16 protein-coding genes and 1 pseudogene are annotated in these 18,285 nt (G+C 36.4%); 1 reads left to right on the top strand and 16 read right to left on the bottom strand.

Going from position 1 to position 18,285, the window contains the following annotated elements:
* The 5 genes from MHH96_RS14880 to MHH96_RS14860 all read right to left on the bottom strand — a co-directional run bounded on the left by MHH96_RS14880 (nucleotide 1) and on the right by MHH96_RS14860 (nucleotide 3,124).
* Entirely contained in the window at nucleotides 1-378 is a 378-nt protein-coding gene (locus tag MHH96_RS14880; protein ID WP_047939981.1) for a YlqD family protein, read from the bottom strand.
* A 358-nt stretch (nucleotides 379-736) separates the two neighbouring features.
* A complete protein-coding gene (locus tag MHH96_RS14875; protein ID WP_031534442.1) occupies nucleotides 737-967 on the bottom strand; it encodes a KH domain-containing protein in 231 nt (76 codons plus the stop codon).
* Between the two features lie 11 nt (nucleotides 968-978).
* Complete coding sequence (rpsP, locus tag MHH96_RS14870; RefSeq protein ID WP_016201097.1) at nucleotides 979-1,251, bottom strand: 30S ribosomal protein S16; 273 nt, start codon at nucleotides 1,249-1,251, stop codon at nucleotides 979-981.
* A 175-nt stretch (nucleotides 1,252-1,426) separates the two neighbouring features.
* A complete protein-coding gene (gene ffh / locus MHH96_RS14865; RefSeq protein ID WP_047939980.1) occupies nucleotides 1,427-2,779 on the bottom strand; it encodes a signal recognition particle protein in 1,353 nt (450 codons plus the stop codon).
* Nucleotides 2,780-2,791: 12 nt separating this feature from the next.
* Nucleotides 2,792-3,124 carry a putative DNA-binding protein gene (locus MHH96_RS14860; RefSeq protein ID WP_047939979.1) on the bottom strand — a complete coding sequence of 111 codons (333 nt, stop codon included), beginning with the start codon at nucleotides 3,122-3,124 and terminating at the stop codon, nucleotides 2,792-2,794.
* Between the two features lie 422 nt (nucleotides 3,125-3,546).
* Between MHH96_RS14860 and MHH96_RS25650 the strand changes: the two are divergent.
* Nucleotides 3,547-3,699, top strand: a pseudogene (locus tag MHH96_RS25650) (IS256 family transposase); the annotation flags it as partial.
* Nucleotides 3,700-3,821: 122 nt separating this feature from the next.
* On the opposite strand, the gene MHH96_RS14855 reads toward MHH96_RS25650, so the two are convergent.
* The 11 genes from MHH96_RS14855 to ftsY form a co-directional block, all read right to left on the bottom strand.
* Complete coding sequence (locus MHH96_RS14855) at nucleotides 3,822-4,004, bottom strand: hypothetical protein (protein WP_144544195.1); 183 nt, start codon at nucleotides 4,002-4,004, stop codon at nucleotides 3,822-3,824.
* Between the two features lie 341 nt (nucleotides 4,005-4,345).
* Nucleotides 4,346-7,105: a VWA domain-containing protein gene (locus MHH96_RS14850; RefSeq protein ID WP_341117620.1), complete on the bottom strand. Its 2,760-nt coding sequence runs from the start codon at nucleotides 7,103-7,105 to the stop codon at nucleotides 4,346-4,348.
* Complete coding sequence (locus tag MHH96_RS14845) at nucleotides 7,089-8,861, bottom strand: vWA domain-containing protein (protein ID WP_061796716.1); 1,773 nt, start codon at nucleotides 8,859-8,861, stop codon at nucleotides 7,089-7,091. The genes MHH96_RS14850 and MHH96_RS14845 overlap by 17 nt, the downstream gene beginning before the upstream one ends.
* A gap of 34 nt (nucleotides 8,862-8,895) precedes the next feature.
* Entirely contained in the window at nucleotides 8,896-9,756 is an 861-nt protein-coding gene (locus MHH96_RS14840; protein WP_047939976.1) for a DUF58 domain-containing protein, read from the bottom strand.
* The gene (locus tag MHH96_RS14835; RefSeq protein ID WP_047939975.1) at nucleotides 9,753-10,763 is read right to left on the bottom strand and encodes an AAA family ATPase; all 1,011 of its coding nucleotides are present in this window, start codon (nucleotides 10,761-10,763) and stop codon (nucleotides 9,753-9,755) included. Before MHH96_RS14835 ends, MHH96_RS14840 begins: the two co-directional genes overlap by 4 nt.
* Before the next feature lie 8 nt (nucleotides 10,764-10,771).
* Complete coding sequence (locus MHH96_RS14830; RefSeq protein ID WP_053215545.1) at nucleotides 10,772-12,331, bottom strand: hypothetical protein; 1,560 nt, start codon at nucleotides 12,329-12,331, stop codon at nucleotides 10,772-10,774.
* A 7-nt stretch (nucleotides 12,332-12,338) separates the two neighbouring features.
* The gene (locus tag MHH96_RS14825) at nucleotides 12,339-13,184 is read right to left on the bottom strand and encodes an ABC transporter permease (RefSeq protein WP_047939974.1); all 846 of its coding nucleotides are present in this window, start codon (nucleotides 13,182-13,184) and stop codon (nucleotides 12,339-12,341) included.
* The gene (locus MHH96_RS14820) at nucleotides 13,181-14,113 is read right to left on the bottom strand and encodes an ABC transporter ATP-binding protein (protein ID WP_047939973.1); all 933 of its coding nucleotides are present in this window, start codon (nucleotides 14,111-14,113) and stop codon (nucleotides 13,181-13,183) included. The genes MHH96_RS14825 and MHH96_RS14820 overlap by 4 nt, the downstream gene beginning before the upstream one ends.
* Nucleotides 14,110-16,455, bottom strand: a complete 2,346-nt coding sequence (locus tag MHH96_RS14815) for a hypothetical protein (protein ID WP_341117616.1) — start codon at nucleotides 16,453-16,455, stop codon at nucleotides 14,110-14,112. The genes MHH96_RS14820 and MHH96_RS14815 overlap by 4 nt, the downstream gene beginning before the upstream one ends.
* A gap of 365 nt (nucleotides 16,456-16,820) precedes the next feature.
* On the bottom strand, nucleotides 16,821-17,087 hold the full coding sequence (locus MHH96_RS14810; protein ID WP_047939971.1) for a hypothetical protein: 267 nt from the start codon (nucleotides 17,085-17,087) through the stop codon (nucleotides 16,821-16,823).
* 140 nt (nucleotides 17,088-17,227) lie between these two features.
* Nucleotides 17,228-18,217, bottom strand: coding sequence for a signal recognition particle-docking protein FtsY (ftsY, locus tag MHH96_RS14805; RefSeq protein ID WP_047939970.1), 990 nt, complete (start codon nucleotides 18,215-18,217; stop codon nucleotides 17,228-17,230).
* Nucleotides 18,218-18,285: the final 68 nt, after the last annotated feature.

The following is an 18,285-nucleotide window of genomic DNA, read 5'->3' as shown; positions in this document are numbered from 1 at the left end:
CTATCGAATATCAACCACTATTCCATCTTTGACAACAATCGTCTTCTTAGTACTTTCCCAAGCCTGTCCCACTTGAACATCAACAAGTCCCATTACTTCCTGTTCTTTAATCTCTGTCCCTAACGGTAGTATATGTAATTGCTTTAATTGAAACTCTATCGTTTTTTGTTTCTCTAATTTATTTGTAACTTCCTTACGAAAAAAAGTTTTTATTTCCGAAATAGAAGGATTATTTTTCAATTGTTTTCTTTCTTCAAATTGAAGCTGCTGTATTTCTTTTTCTAACTGCTGTATTTCTTGCCTATATCGATCGGAAATCGACTTTTTGGTAGTTTCGGTTAATACTTGTTTTACTGTTACAGACTGAAGAATCTTCATTCACTTCCTCCTAACAGATGACAACTTTAGTCCTTACTACTAACAAAGTAACACAGATTACTGTTTTCGTCTAAAAACAAAGGGGGGAATCAATTTTCCGAACGTAATTACAACTATTTTTCAGAAAAGCTGCCGTTTGTTTCTGCCTTTTAGGGTAATGAAGTTATATTAGCTATTTATAGTGCGATCATCAGCCCAAAATCTCGATTTATCAGCCAATCCTGCTTTCTTATCAGCCAAATTTCCGATTTATCAGCCAAACACGCTCTCTTTTCAGCCAAATTTCCATTTTATCAGCCAAAGCTACTATTTCCCCTAAAAAATAAAGGAAGGAGGGTTCCCCCTCCTTCCTTTTCATTTAATCTCTAATATCAACAATAATTTTCTTTTGTTGTAATGATCCTGCTGCATAAACAATCGTTCGAATTGCTCTAGCAACTCGCCCTTGCTTCCCTATTACCTTTCCAATGTCATTCTCGTTGACAGAAAGCAAGTAAGTGATACGATTATCCTCTTCTGTTACAGTTACAGCAACTTCCTCTGGAAAATCAACAAGGGGCTTAACAATCGTTTCTATAAGCTCTTTCATTGCATCAAATATTATTTACCGTTTTTGATATTGTGGAATTTCTCCATAATACCTTGGTTAGAGAATAGGTTACGTACTGTATCAGATGGTTTTGCACCATTTTGTAACCATTGTAGAGCTTTATCTTCGTTGATTTCCACGATAGCAGGGTTTGCTACTGGATTGTAAGTTCCTACTGTTTCAATGAAACGTCCATCACGTGGTGAACGAGAATCTGCTACTACGATACGATAAAAAGGAGATTTTTTTGCTCCCATTCTTTTTAAACGAATTTTTACTGCCATTTAATATTGCACCTCCGAATAGTTTCACACAAGATAGTATATTATCAGATACTCCAACACTTTGTAAAGTGTTTTTTCTTGTCAGTGTTAAAAATCTTTATTTAAGCCCTCTCACAGGCAGTCTCCGCGCCATTCCAATGGACAAACAGATCCTCTTTTTTACAAATAATCGCTGTTAAAAAGGGTTAAATGGTAATTTAAATTTACCTTTTTTCTTGCCTTTTTGACCCATATTGGTCATTTGCTTCATCATTTTTTTCATATCATCAAACTGTTTTAAAAGTCGATTTACTTCTGGAACCGTTCTTCCGCTTCCTTTCGCAATACGCTTTCTTCTGCCAGAATTGATAATTTCAGGATGCTCTTTTTCTTGCTTTGTCATGGACTTAATGATTGCCTCAACATGGGCAATTTGCTTTTCATCCACCTTCATATTATTTAAGCCTTTGATTTTGTTCGCACCTGGCATCATTTTTAATAATTCGTCCAGCGGCCCCATACTTCTAACTTGGCTTAAGGAATCAAGAAAATCATCAAAGGTAAATGAATCAGACTTCATTTTCTTTTCTAACTCTCTTGCTTTTTCTTCATCTACATTAATTTGTGCTTTTTCGATTAAGCTTAGGACATCGCCCATTCCTAAGATTCTGGAAGCCATTCTCTCAGGGTGAAACGCTTCAAGCGCATCCATTTTTTCTCCCAAACCAACAAATTTAATTGGTGTATTTGTAACAGAACGAATAGAAAGTGCTGCTCCCCCGCGTGTATCCCCATCAAGTTTTGTTAAAACAACTCCCGTTAATCCTAACTGCTCGTTAAAACTGCCAGCTACGTTAACAGCATCCTGCCCTGTCATTGCATCGACAACGAGTAATATTTCTTCTGGGTTTGCAAGTTCTTTGATCTGCTTTAATTCATCCATTAGTGCTTCGTCTACATGAAGGCGACCAGCTGTATCAATTAAAACATAATCATGATGATCTTCTTTTGCTTTTTCAATTGCTTGTTTTGCAATTTCAACTGGACTAACTTGATCTCCTAGTGAAAATACCGGAAAATCAAGCTGCTTTCCTAAAGTTTGCAATTGCTTAATCGCAGCAGGACGATAAATATCTGCAGCTACCAATAACGGATTACGATTATGTTTTTTACGCAATAAATTCGCAAGCTTACCAGTAGTTGTTGTTTTACCTGCCCCTTGTAGTCCGACCATCATAACAACAGTTGGAGGGCGCTTACTAACGCCAATTTTACTTTCTTCTCCACCCATTAATTCAGTAAGTTCTTCTTTTACTACTTTAATAACTTGTTGTCCAGGAGTTAAGCTTTTTAGCACTTCCTGTCCAACTGCACGCTCACTTACTTTTTTGACAAAGTCTTTTACCACTTTAAAGTTAACGTCCGCTTCAAGGAGTGCAAGACGAACTTCACGCATCATTTCTTTAACATCCGCTTCATTTACTTTCCCTTTTCCGCGGATTTTTTGCATCGTGTTCTGCAGTCGGTCAGCTAAACCTTCAAATGCCATACGTCAGCCTCCTTAATCTAATTTCTCTAGTTCCTCTACTGCTTCTCGCAACGCAGATATAGATAAGGTATCATGTTCTAGCATTTTTTTCATCTTTTCAAAAAGAACTTGACGTTCCTGAAATTTCTGAAGTAACACTAACTTATTCTCATATTCTTCTAGCATTGCTTCCGTACGTTTAATGTTGTCATACACCGCTTGCCGGCTTACATTGTACTCCGCAGCAATCTCCCCAAGAGAGTAATCATCCAAATAGTAAAGAGACATATAGCTTCGTTGCTTCGGTGTTAACAACGACTGATAAAAATCAAATAAATAATTCATTCTCGTTGTTTTCTCAAGCATCGAATAATACCCCCGTGTTAAGTCAAAAGCCTTTACATCGACTATTTTACACACCCCCAAAAAAGATGTCAAGAAAATATCTTTACAAATCGAAAAGCGGAAGCGCCTTGGTTATCGTTGTACAAACTGGTAGGTGTCTTACTGAGATAAAGGAAACACAGCGAAAGACAGTGAACTGATGTTGACTTATCGTAGGGAAGCGGCGGGAAGCCCATCAGCCCCTGGACACTCGGAGCCGGACAAATCGAAAAGCGGAAGCGACTTGGTTATCGTTGTACAAACTGGTAATTGTCTTACTGAGCATCTATAAATGAGATAAGTTTTTTTGACATAAAATACACATAGGTTTTACTAAGCTTCTCTGTTACCTTTTTCTCCTCTTTCCCGATTAAGTCCATATAATTGTGTAAAAAGAATCCGTAATTAATTTTGATATAGAAGCGATTACGAAATCTTCTATCGTTTTAGTATTAAATGAACTTATGGAAAAAGAGCGTGACCTCTATCTAAATGCCAATTCTTATGAACGTTCTGCCGACCGACGTGATTACCTTAAAGGCTATTATGAGCCAGAAAAAAGACACCTTATAAAAGCTGCCTAATCAAACGTTTCATATATCTCTTTTCTAGAGGACTCTATCTTTGAATATTAAAATTAATATTTCTAAAAAATTGCTAGATTCATAATTCTAGAATTTCAATGATCTCGTAGCCTCTTTTGCATCTGTTTTATCAGCAGTTTGTGGTGCATTTCAGTTCTGTTTTCTATCCCATACATTAGTTTGTTTTTATTAACTACACTATATAAATCGCCTATACCAATTGCATTTCCTAGTTCATGTGTAGCCGTTACGGTGTTTTTTTGCAGTAGTTCTACCATTATTTTTACTTCCGCTATCAAATCTGCTCCATCAATAGCCTCTTCGAAGGAATAAGTTAGATAACTCCAAATAAACTATAGTAGTTTGTTGCTCATGTCTCTCTCCTTTTTTTTGACCATTTCCTCTATTCCAAAATATTACAATATTAGTTTATTATACCCTAGAATTAAAAGAATCTAAATTAAGTTGTAACATTGTAGTTAAGGAATTTAACACATTATTTCGGACTTGACTTCTTGCCCCTTGCTCGGTCACAGATGGTACTTCTCTATTACCTTTTCCACCTCAAAAAACTGCAGACAATCAATAAAGTTTGTCTGCAGTTTCATACCAATCTGATTCATCGCTTTTTCTTCCGCTTCATTTGTAATAATTGTTCCAAATGATTTTCGCTGTCTACCTTTTCCGTCTTTATCTTCTCTCGCGGTTTTTCTTGCTTTTGTTTCGGTTCTCTGCTTGAAACATCTTTCTTTAAAGCAACTGGTCTTTCTTTAGGTGCTCCACTTTTTTTCTTCTCTATAGAAGATATTCGATTCTTTTGACGCTTACCTCTTTTTCTCTTTTCAAAGACAGGGAAAAATTTCACTGGTAATCCAAGTCTTCTAATAGCAATTTCGAAAAATAGAAGCAGGAAGCTAATCAGCAGCAAGATTTCGGTAATTTCCTGCTTTTGTTTAACTGGATCCTTTAACGGACGAAACGCTTGTGATTCTTTCTCCAGCTGAGATCCGTTAGTTATCGCCAGAAGCTCAGCAAGCTTTTCTTTATTTGCTCCGGTAATTAAATATTCGTCTGAATAGGGAACGGTAAATCCTGATTGGTAAACAGTAACGTTTCCGTCCTCATCTGTTTGTTTAACATGAATAAAATAAAGACCTGGATCATCGTCAACATCCACTTCATATTTTCCTGGAGCAATCATTTTTGTATTTCCTTCCACCGTATCTCCTCTTTCGGAAATAATGGTTGTTTCAATCGGAAGCATCGATAAATGATCAGCGGTTATCGATAGATAGGTTCGGTCTTTCGCTTTTTCAACGGATAAAGAATATGCTTCCGAATCGTACTGTGGCAGGGTATTTGCGACCATTTTTGTCATAAAACTACTCCATTGGTTCCAACGCGCCCAATCTCCTGCCCACATACCATTTACATCAGAAGTGAAAGCTATTGCCTTACCTAAACCGTATTGCCATTCCGCTAGAACAGGATCTTTTTTTGTACTCTCAATTGGAACGGTGCTTTCTGATTTTGGCGTTGTTGCGATATAGGCATTCATTTTTGGTACCCCTTTACTAAACAAGGAATCCCATCCGTAGCCAGACTTTATTTGAGGATAAAACGGATTATCCTCAATATAAGTTCTTGTCGCCATAACAGTTTCTCTTGATAGAATCGAAGGAATTACCGAAGAATCCTGTACATCATAAAAACGTCCAGCTCCCATTTCCGCTAATTCTTCTAATAAATTCCGATCTGCATCCGCCCCCAAAGCCACTGTTGAAATTGTAACGTTTTTCTTGCTGCCATTATTAATTAACTCTTCATAATTATTATTCGTTGCAGATTGTCCATCTGTTAGCAAAATAATATGTTTTCTTTTTACATCTAAATCACTGATTTGCTCATAGGCTTCCAGTAATGACCCATAAATTTCGGTTCCGCCGCCAACTGGGACAGAACGAATCTTCTCTACAACTTCCTCTTTATTTTTCAAAGGTTCAGGTTCTACAATAACCCACGGTTTATCATCAAAAGCTATAAATCCTAATGTATCAGTCTCTTGAAGCAATTCTACAGTCCGAGCTGCTGCTTCTTTTGCTAACGAAAATTTCGATCCGTCCATGCTTCCCGAACGGTCCAAAACAATCATTAATGCCAGTGAGGGCATTTCCTTTTTCCCTTTTATATCCATATCAACAGGCAATAATTTTTCGATAGGGGTTTGAAAATATCCTCCTAACCCGAAACTGTTTTCTCCACCCGTCATGAGAAAACCGACACCAAAGTCTTTAACGCTTTTTTCAATAAGACTCATTTGCTTTTCCGTAATATCTGTTGCTGCAATATTATTAAAAATAATCGACTGATAGTTTAAATAGCCAGAAAGCACAGTAGGAAGCTGAATAGAGGAACGAACCTCTACTTTATACCCAGCAGCTTCTAATGCTTGAACAAATGCTTCATTGGGACTATTTTGCACTACTAAAATTTTCGGAATGGTTTTAACCATATTGACAACCTGAAGCTTGTTATTTTCAGCATAGGCATCATTCATAAGTTCAACTTCTGCTTTATATGTTACCAAGCCAGTCTGTTTTACAGGAAACTGAATAGGGATTACATTTGTACCTTCTTTCACTTTGATAGACTTTGAGACAATTTTATGATTATTTTCATAAAAATGTAGTAATCCCGTTTTCGCCTTATTACTTTCAATTGTTACAGAAACATTTGCTTGTTCCCCTTCAAATAAAGTGGACGGCACTTCTACATCTGTAACAGCAGTATCTTCATATAAAGAGGGCTCAAGCAGCACAGTGTCTAATTCAATGGAGCGGTTTTTTAATAATTTTGCCGCTTCAGTAAGATTTCCCATCGTTTCGTTCCCGTCGGTAAACAGTATAATCCTACCGCCGCTATTATTGGAAAAAACACTGCTGGCAAGGTTAAGCGCCCCTTCAATATTTGTGTGGTCTTTGCCTAACTCCTCATTCCATTTCGGAAAACGAAGTTCATCTTTGCCCATCATTTGCTCTATATTTGTTTTTTCTCCGAAGGAAAGAACACTATAGAGATCTTTTTCTTTTTTATATCGCAAGCTTTTTTCCAGCCATTCAAGCTGCTGCTCTCCTGCATCTTGTACACTTGCACTGCGATCCATCAGAAAAACAACTTGGTTTTCTTTTTGCGGCAGAACTATTTGTGGAATGGCAAGCGCAAGAATTAATAGAGAAAAAATCAAGCTTCTTAAAAAGAGAATAACTTGTCTTTCTTTTCTATTTGACATCATCCTTGATTGTTTCCAGTACCGATAAAGAAGAAAGACAATAGGAAGAAAAATTAATAGAATGAATGGGTATTTAAACTCTATCTGCACGTCGATACACCTCCCATTCCATACATAAAGTGATCAGCGCAAGCAAACATAAAATATACCATAACCAATCATTCTGCGTTTTTGTCATTTCATTGCCTATTAGTTTATCTTCATTTAGAACAAACGACTTTTGCGTAGCAGTCGTCTTCTCTCGATCATCTAGATTTACTGAAAAATAAAGAATTTCAGAGCCATTTGTCAATTGATAAACACCAGGCAGCTTTGGTGCTTGGAAACCATCATCCAATGAGAAGGTTCTCACTAATTGGTCGCTTTCATTATAAATATCCCACTCTGTTTCTTTGCTTGTTAAATGAATGGTCCGCGATTCTAATGGCTGAAAATCACCAACATAATTGGATTGAGAAGAAAGCCATTGATACATATTATATAAAAAGATCGGAAAACTTGGATGTAATGGCCAATCACTATCTTTTAAGTCAAATTGAATAGCTATAGCGGGCTGATTATTCCATTCACCTTTTTGAATTAACGGCAGTTCTCCACTTTTAACAATGGGTTTCATCGTTTTCATTGTCTGCTTCGTTGCACTTGTGATAAAAACATCCTTCATATCGACATGTAAAAGTAGTTCATCCTCACTTGGTTCTATCACTGTTTGCACTTCTTCTTTTTTTCCACCTGTAAAGAAGAAAACAAATGGGCCTTCGATATGTTCGGGTAACGCAGAACCAGATAATAGGAAAATACCATCCTGTTTTGTGAGAAAATCTTCTTTATTCTCCATTTGGATAACTTGAAGACCGATCGCCTCAAATCCTTTTACCAAAAAAGGATTCATTTCATTATCAGTATACATAGTTGTTGCCTGTTTATTTAATACAGCGGTTTGCATATTATCAACTAAAAAATCATCTGTTACATTAAGTTGGGCACTGTAATAAGATTTCTCAGGAAGATCGTTTATCGCAATTACTTTTCTTTCCTTTGGCTCTAATTCAATATCTTGTTGATAAAGCACTGTTTTTTCACTTTCAACTTGAAAAGGTATTGTTTTTTGGGAATCTGTTTGGTTTTCCACCATCGCAATTCCCGCTATTTTATCGGCATTTTTTGATACACCAAAAGATAAAATTGAAACATTTTCTGCTTTTTCCTGCTCTTGATTATGTACTTTTACATAAAAAGAATCGATATTTTTTATTCTTTCCTTCTCTACCCCATCCGAAAAAATATGAATGGCCGTTTTACCCTCTTTCGCTAGACTTGCCGTCAGCTCTGTTGCACTTTGCCAGTCTTCATGTGTATAGGAAAGTTCTAGCCCTTTGATTGCGGCACTTATTTTATCTCGCTCTGACTCATTATGCAGAAGTATTTGAGGACGATCATTTACCTCTAAAATCGTAACGGCTTGATTTTTCTGAAGACCTTTCATCATTTCGAGTGCTTCTTTTTTACTATCTTCTAAACGGTTAGAGCTACTACCATTCGCGGCCATCGAAGCCGAGGTATCAAATAAGAATATGATTTGCTCCCCTTTCATCGTTTCTTTAGCAAAATATGGTCCTACTAATGCAAACATCAAGAGTAGCAAGCATAGAAGCTGCAGCCAGAATAGAACATTATTTTGCCATTTATGAAACCAGGAGGATGCCCTCATTTCCTTAAGAACTTCCTCCCAAAGTAAATTGGAGGGGATAGTTTGTTTTGTATATTTTTTGCGAAAAAAATATATTAGGATGAATAATCCAATAAAAATTAGCAGCAAAAAATAATAGGGTTGTGCTAAATGCATTTTGTCTCTCCTTTTGGCTCGTAATGAAAAAGAATTATTGAACCAATCCAGCAAACGCCAGTTCTCGTAAAATAATCGTTTGGATATCCAGTTTATCGCTGATTTGGCAATAACGGATACCATTTGTAGCACAAAGAACTTCTAGTTCTTGATTATGCTGATCGAGTCTTTTTCTATAAAGTGTTTTAATCGAGCTATTTAGACTTACATCCACGGTTTTTCCATTTTCACTATCGACTAATTGTATGTCACCAGATAGATTCGGATGAATCTCGCTCTCACTTAGTAATTGAATCAGCCATATTTGCTGATTGCGGTATTTTAATCGTTTAAAACTTTCCTCAAATAATGGCAAAGCCTCTAAACCGTCTGTTATCAAAATAATCATTTGTGTCGGCGCTTTTATAGAACTGCTTAATGATTGTGTGAAGCTTTCATTAATCGTCTGCTCCTTTACATCAACAATCTCATAAAAGGTTCGTTTATTATGAACTGAACCTTTGCGATGAAAGGAATGCTTTGTAGAAACAACAGAAAAACTCAGTCTATCTTCATGGGATAATGTGATATAAGCTAAGCTTGCTGCTAATTCTCTTGCTAGCTCCCACTTGGAAGGTATTTGTTTCATTGAGGCAGTCCCATCAAGGAAGATACTAACTGATATCTCCTTTTCATCTTGAAACCTTTTAATATATGGCTTATTAGTTCGGCCATATACATTCCAATCGATTTGGCGAATATCATCACCAGGATGATAGATTTTATAATCAGCAAAATCCAAGGAGGTTCCGTGAATATGAGATTTTCTTCGACCATTCTGCATTCCTGCACCCTTCGTCGAAACTTGCAGTCTTTTTCGGTTCATTCTTGCTAATAAGGAATGATAGTTCTTCATCTTCCCTTCCCTGCTTCAATGCGTAATGTTTTTTCCAAAATATCTTCCATAATTTGATCAGTCGTAATGCCCGCAATTTCCCCTTCAAAATTAAGCAAAATTCGATGTCTAAACACTGGTAGTGCCGCATAACGCAAATCTGCCATGGAGACATGCAATCTTCCAGAAGCTAATGCTCTTGCTTTTGCCATGGTTACTAAGGACTGCAGTCCCCTCGGACCGCTTCCTGCCTGAATATACTTATTTCCTAATTCTGTCGCATCCTCCGAACCAGGATGAGTGGCAGAAACAATATTGACAGCAATATCTAAAATATCATCCGCAACGAGAATTTGTTTGACAAGACTTTGTAAATGAAGAATATCCTCTACAGAGGCAACACGCGTTAATACAGTTGACTCCGTTCCAGTAGTCTTTTTAATAATGGCTTTTAGTTCTTCTTTTGACGGATAAGTAACATGCAATTTACATAGAAACCGATCTAACTGAGCTTCCGGCAATGGATAAGTTCCCTCCATATCAAGGGGATTTTGTGTTGCTAATACAAAAAATGGCGCTGCTAATTTTTTCGTTTCCCCCATAATGGTGACTGTTTTCTCCCCCATCGCTTCCAATAAAGCACTTTGCGTTTTCGGTGTTGCACGGTTAATTTCATCTGCAAGAACAATATGCTTAAATAAAGGTCCTTCATGAAAATGAAATTGTTGTTTTCCTTTATTATCAGGCTGCAGCACCATCGTACCAGTAATATCTGCTGGCATTAAATCTGGCGTAAACTGAATTCGCGCGAAGGATAAGTCCATGACTTCCGAAATAGTGCGAATCATCATCGTCTTTCCAAGACCTGGAAGTCCTTCTAAAAGTACATGTCCACCTGCCAGCATACTCCAAAGTACCTCATCAGTAATTTTTTCCTGTCCGACAATGAATTTGCCAATCTCCTCTTTCACCTTTTTAAGCAAAGCCTCTGCTTGGATAAAATCCTGTTCCACTAGTTCTTTTTCCATCTTTTCCCCTACTTTTCATTTGGTTTGATATCAGTAAAATAGTTCTTTACAATATTTTCTAAGTCATTTGGCAATTTATATCTTGAAGTACTTTCCCTGTAAGAAGCTTCATATTCTGAAAATACCTGTTCATACGGACGAATATTCCCTTTTAGAACGGGACCTTCCCCTTCTGTCATCTGACCTTGCTTGCCATTGCCTAATTTACTTGAATCCACTTCGACATTATCTTTTCCATCTGTTTTTTCCGGTACTGTTAATAATTCTCTGCTTCCGCTTCCGAATCCAGCTCCTGGGCCATTCCCATTCCCTGATCCACCAGCACCATTGCCTGAACCGGAGCCATTTCCTGAGCCTGATCCTGATCCATTGCTATTACCTGCACCATTACCCGAGCTGGAAGAACCATTATTTCCATTTGTTGAGTTGCCCTTATCATTCTGCCCTTGCTGACTACTGGTAGTTGTCTCTCCTGAAGAAGTTGTTTCATTATTACTTGAGCCATTGGCAACCGTACGAGACTTAGGGATTGTTATTCCATTTGCTAGACTTTCATCCTCCAGCTTTTTCCCTACCTGGTCAAGTTCTGCTTGCACAGTTTCTAATTGTTGCAGCAATTCCTCATTATTCAGCAATTCATCCATTTGTTTTAATAGCTGTTGAAGCTGTTCTTCTGATAATTGCTTATTTGCACCTGTCAATTGATTGAGAGCATCTTTTTGTTGATCTGTTAATTGTTTATATTGTTCGTTTGCTTTTTGTAATTCTTTCTGTACTCCTTCCTTATCTTTCTCTGAGATAGCCTTAGCGAGAGATTTCAAACCTGCCTCATTCAGCATGGATTCTGTCTGTTGGCGTTCCTTGCTTTTCTCTTGAATCTTTCTCTTTTGCAGCTGGAGCTCTTTCGCCTGTTTTTCCAATTCTGCAAAGGTTTTTTCGACCGTGTCCTTCTTTTCTAATTGCTTTTGGATTTGTTTTAGCTCTTTTCTCACCTGTTTATCTGTTTCTTTTTTTATCGCTTTTTCTAATTCCTTTTCCGCTTTAGCGATTGTTTTTATCTCATTCTCTTTTTTCTTGGCAGCTTCCATATTAGCTGATGGAAAAAACTGTAACAGTAGACAAATAATGAAACATACCATTCCTGAAAGAATAAATTTCGGATAAATATATCTTTTCTTTCGGCTTAATACAGCTAGTTGTTTCTCTGTCATTTGCGCTATCGCTTGCTTTACAACTACTTGTTCGACCGCACCTTCACTATGTAGATAGGAAAAGGCCGTCGTTGCATAATCATCGGCTACAAACTGATTATATAGTTTTACCGCTTGTTTTTCTGTTGGCCATTTTCTCCATAAACGGATGAGAGAAATGGAAACACCAAGACCCAGCACGGCGAAGAGATAGTATAACAAAAAAGGCAGAATAAAAAGATACGCCATTATGGAAAGGAGGAGAAATCCTCCTCCTATAAGTGCTAGTAATAGGCATAGCTCTTTTGCAAGCAACTCTCTCACAATAGATTTTCTTACTGGTTTGAGCAATTCCTTATACTGCTGAAGATTTTCCATAGACTTATCAACTTCCCTTTTTCATATTGGCACGTAAATTACGAACACTAATTGTTAGTGACAGTGCAATCACAATACAATAAGTAATAAGGTGGGCAGCCCAAATCGGAAACTTAATGCCTGTCAATTCTATAATTTGTTCCGAAACAGTTGGTTCAAATATATCTGCAAGCACAATACCAGGATTAAACATGGCACTAAAGTATACAGATGGAACTTTTGCCGGAGTCGCAGAAGCATGAATATTCGCTATTTGAAAAAGTATAAGAGAAATAACTGCCGTTCCAGCCACAATAAATAACGCAACACTATAGGTTGTCACCATACTAACAATTGTTTTGCGTATGAGGGTTGAAAATAAAACACCAAAGCTGCCAATGACAAGCATCGTAAATAAGCTGAAGAAAAATACTTGTGTTAACTGCGTTGGCGAAATCCCACCATATAAAAACACAAAACTATATATCGGAAGACTTGCTAAAATTAATAGTACTAAGTACGAAATGGACGAAAGCAATTTGCCGAGAATAATCGTAAAGCTGCTTTGGGTGGTTGTTAAAAGAATACTTAAGGTTTGTCTTTCCCTTTCACTACTAATTACCCCACCTGTCAGTCCTGGTGTAATAAATAAAACTAATCCTAATTGAACAAACGCCAAAAACATAAACATCAAGCGACTTTCCTGTGGTTTAAAAAATCCATTTGGGCTCGAGGTTCTGAGTACATACATTAAAGCAACCATCAGCAAGGTAAGTGCAAGCAGATAAAACAGAATTCCGACAAATGTTTTTCCTGAACGAAAACGTAGCTTTAGCTCTTTATTTAATACTGGATTCATGAAATAAGCTTTCAAGAGAATTCAACCTCCTTTGTAATCTCCATAAAGACATCCTCTAAATTGCTCTCCATCTCTGAAAAACTAATAATCGGAATTTCTTTTTGAATCGCTGTTTTTAATAATTCTAGCTGCTCTTTATCTCCACCTTTAAAGAGGAACTGAATTGCTTTGCCATCTTCCAGCACTTCTATCTTTGTAATTCGTGGACTTTCTTCCAAAAATGCAATCGTTTTTTGTACATCAAATGTTTTGACATTAATGATTTTTTCACTCTGTAATTGCTGTTGAATAGCTGAAACCGTTCCTTGCGCTACTAATTTTCCTTGATCCAAAATACCAATGACATCACACATTTCTGCTAGTTCTGGCAAGATATGTGAAGAAATCAGAATGGTCTTTCCCATATTCTTTAATTCTTTTAAAATCTCCCGCATTTCTATTCGTGCACGTGGATCCAATCCAGATGCAGGCTCATCTAGAATAAGAACTGCTGGATCATGAATTAAACTTCTGGCAAGACAAAGTCTCTGTTTCATCCCTCGCGACAAAAGATCAACATATTCTTTTCTCTTATGAGAAAGATTTACTAGCTCTAACAGCTGCGGAATTAACTTTTCTCTTTGTGCAGCTGAAATTCCATAGCTAGCACCATAAAAATCTAAGTATTCTTCTGCTTTTAACTGATCATAAACACCAAAGAAATCAGGCATATACCCTAACTGTTTTCTAACCTCTTTCGGCTGTTTGATAATATCTGCACCATTTATCGTTGCTGTTCCAGAAGTAGGTGCTAATAAGGTAGCAAGAATGGAGAAGGTCGTAGATTTACCAGCTCCGTTCTGGCCGACAAACCCAAACACACATCCAGCTTCAATTTGTAAATCTAATGGTTCAAGTGCTGTAAACTTTCCATACTTCTTGGAAAGACCTTTAATTTCTATCATTCTTTTATCTCTCCTTTCACCTTAACAGTTGGCAATTGCATGTATGGGTCTCCATTTGTTGCTTTATTCACCTTCAGCGTAATTTTTCTATTTTCATCCAAATAGTTGGCAATCTTTTGTTTCTCCAATTTGAAAAGATTTTTTACTTCTTCATAATTTCCTGTGCGTTTATTATAAATACTGTATTTCACACCTGGAGTTCCGCTTGCTTGTATCGTAATAGATTCAAAAGCAATCGAGCTATCTTCATAAGATTTCGGAATTCCAAGTGTATAGAGATACTCCCCATCTTCTAACGTAAAATCATTTTCTTGGAAATTCTGATTATAGACAGTTCCTTTAACTACTGCTAGTTTCTGGTACATATCTCCTTCATTCAAGGTAAAAGGCCCAGGAAAATTATTGGCTATTGTAAGAGGCTCCATTATTAAATTAGTGCTGTTCTTTGTTACCTTTCCACTTGTTAAACCAACCTTGATGATATCCTCATTTGTAATTCCAATTAATAATGGATCTCCAGTTGTCACAGTCTGAAAATACTCCGTATTCAACACCAAGCCTGAAGCAACTAATTCTCTATATTCATTTAAATCATTTCCATTGTAATCATAAACATAGGAACCTTGATTCGAATCAGATGGTTTAGAAAAATACTTATGCTTACGAGAAACCTTAATTTTTTTTGTTTCTCCAGCAGCAAGAGAACCTAATTCGATTTTTTCCGTTCCCGACCATATAAATAGGTTGGAGAAATCATATGGAAAATGATTTGTTATGGAACCAGTAATCTCTTTTTCTGTTGTTTCAAACTTATGACTGAATCCACCTTCTACTGGGATACTGGACTTGCCGTACATAGTACGACTGGACCAATACTCTACATCCGGAAAAATCACTTCATTCTTTTTAATTTTTTCCTTTGTAACGGCCTTCGTTTGTAATTCTCCATATCCAGTAAAAGGAATAGGAGTATACAAATTTTTATCATACATAAATGTAAAATCACCAGATTTATTCGATAAAAGAGTTGTAGCTTGATATCCAGATAAATAGTTATTGCTATATTGATAGACACCCATTTCATTAAATTGCGGATTTCTTATTTTATCCTTTGCACCCGTTAGGAACACCGCAATCGATAAAAGAATCGATAAGCTCGGTATAATCCACCAAGCATGCTCCCGTTTGTCGATTCTTTTTAACACAACGTATAAAATCGGCACAATAACAAGCAAATAACCTGTCAAAATAATTAATAATATACTAGTGGAAATAGTGGAGCTCTCGAAATATTCATTTGCTTGCACAAAACTATTATAGAGATCACCAATTGGGTTACTGTTATATTGAGAATTATTGGCATGCTGCGAACTTTCAGCTAATAGTATATTTTCTATCCAACTATTAAATCCGGACCAGCCAAGAAAACTGGAATCACTAAGTGAAAAGGAAGCTTGTATAATTTTTCCTTCACCGAGCTCCTTTTTCGCAATAATGGGCTGGTCATTATGTAAAACAATTGCTTCTGCGCCCTCTATTAAGGTAGATTGATAACCATCTATTTTCGCTTGCTGTTTATTTTTTGTGTCTAGAACCGTCAAGGAAAAAGGTTCTTTTTTGCCAAGTGCTAGCGGCATCGATGTTTCTAAATGACCGTATGCTTGCTTTCCATTTGGTTGTGCACCAGTAATCAAAATACCTCCATTTTCAATCCATTTTTTTATTGCTTGCTGCTGCTCACCCGTTAATTCACTCAGTGAAAATTGATCAACCAGCAGATAGCTTATTGTTTCAAGCGCTAATGCCTGATCAGGTATTTCTTCTTTGATCATTTCCGTTGTATAAATGGAATTACTAGGCAGCTTTCTTAAATCTTTAAATTTATCATATTGATCAGTAAGAATACCTAAAGTCTGTTCAGGGATAAGATTTACCCTTACTTCTTTTACTCCAGTAAAAGTTACTTCATCTCCATTCTGCCAGCTTCCGCGATATAATTTCATCTTTTTGTTAGCATAATCTGTATCAGAAGAAATCCCAGGGATTGTGACCATATAGGTCTTCTTACTATTTGCCGGGATATCGACAGAAACTAATGTTTGTCCTCCAGCTTCATAGCTTGGAGAATAGGGAATTAATAAATCTCCTTTAAAGTCTTCTCCTGTATTTTCCATTGTAACTTTTAATTGAAATCCTCTTCCATCCATTACCTTACCAGCTAATCCAGCTTCTGTTGTGATTTTTATTGTGTCAGTAGAAGCAGCATTTGCTTCTTTGACAATAAAAGTAGTGGCCAAGAACAAGATAAAACATATAATTATCACTTTCTTTACTTTTCGCAAACTATGTTTCCCCCATTTTCTATTTTTTGGTTCTAATTAATAAACGATTGACAGTTGTTTCCTCCCTACAGTAAATGACAAAAATATTATAATGTAATTTTACACTAATACAAACTTTTTATACATATATATTTTTGAATATTACAAAATAAATGTCTCTCCTTCATTAGACGAAGAGACTGTTGCAAATGTTTTATGTATTAGAAACTATTTTTGGGAAGCATTTAAAAAAACTTCTGTAACCTTTTAACAGAAGTTTGATTTTAATATTGTTCTATAATTATCGGTGCTAGTATTTTTTTGTAAAATACTCATTTCGCCTTCATTCAATCTTTAAAGGCAATTCAACTAACTTTGAACACAAGCTAGTTTAAATGGAAAAGGATAAGGATACTAGTTGGTATTGCTATTAGAATGGCACCAATTATTTTCATGCGCAGGCCAGATAAGCTGCTTAAAAAAAGATTTTCCTCTTCTAGCGTAAGCAAATTTTCTCCTTCTGCTCCTTTCAATTTTTTGGCTGGTAAGGAGTCACCTAGTTGAGCATAAGCATGATGCTGAACAAGATGACCTTTTACTGTTAAGACAACGCCTCCAATAAGAATAAGCAATACAACGCTTTGAATAATCAAACGTTTTCCCTCCAAAAAAAGATATTACTTTTATTATTATTCTTATCCTTATTTTTATTACGTTTTTGCAATAATTTAACATTCAGTTAAAAAAAGATGTCGTAAGCTTCCTTTACGACATCTTTCCACCTAACTCTCTTTTACTCTTCACTTTGCTCTACTAAGTTTGAAAATAATCCATAGACATATTTTTCTGGATCGAAGCTTTGGAGATCGTCCATTTTTTCACCTAATCCAACAAATTTAACTGGAATATGTAGTTCGTTTCGAATTGCTAACACAATTCCGCCTTTTGCTGTTCCATCTAATTTTGTTAGTACAATGCCACTTACATTTGTTGTTTCTTTAAATGTTTTAGCCTGTACTAAAGCATTTTGCCCAGTTGTGGCATCTAGCACGAGTAAAACTTCATGTGGTGCACCTGGGACCTCTCGTTCAATTACTCGCTTAACTTTTTCTAATTCCTTCATTAAATTCACTTTATTCTGCAATCTTCCAGCTGTATCACAAAGAAGAATATCTGCTTGACGAGACTTAGCAGCCTGTACAGCATCAAACATAACTGCTGCTGGATCAGAGCCTTCTGTATGTTTAATGACATCCACACCGACACGCTCTCCCCATACTTCCAACTGTTCGATTGCTCCAGCACGGAAGGTATCACCTGCAGCAAGCAAAACTTTTTTCCCTTCCTCTTTATACTTATGAGCAAGCTTACCGATTGTCGTAGTTTTCCCTACTCCATTTACGCCAACAAACAAGATCACAGTTAAGCCTTCTGCTTGCATATTAATCGTAGAGGATTGGTCTTCCCCATTCTGATAAATTGCAACTAACTTTTCGGAAATTACATCTTGTACTTCTTTTGGATCTTGAATATTTTTTCTTTTCACTTCTTTTTTTAGCTCATCAATTAGTTCCATGACTGTTTCGAAACCAACATCTGCTCCAATTAAGATTTCTTCCAGCTCTTCGAAGAAATCTTCGTCTACTTTTCGATAACGTGACACAAGTTCATTTACTTTTTCGGAAAAGTTATTTCTTGTTTTCGATAAGCCTTCTTTAAACTTCTCCGTTACGGTTGTAGTCTGCTGAGACATTTTTTCTTTTAACTTTTTAAAAAAACTCATTATTATCCCTTCTTTCATTACAAAATATGGTTATGTACATGTAAACTGCTTATCGTAAACCTTAAAAG

Source organism: Niallia sp. FSL K6-0212 (genome assembly GCF_038007605.1).
In the GTDB taxonomy this organism is placed as follows: domain Bacteria; phylum Bacillota; class Bacilli; order Bacillales; family Cytobacillaceae; genus Niallia; species Niallia circulans.
The sequence above is the reverse complement of the archived record's forward strand: the minus strand, read 5'-3'. Positions and strand labels throughout refer to the sequence as shown.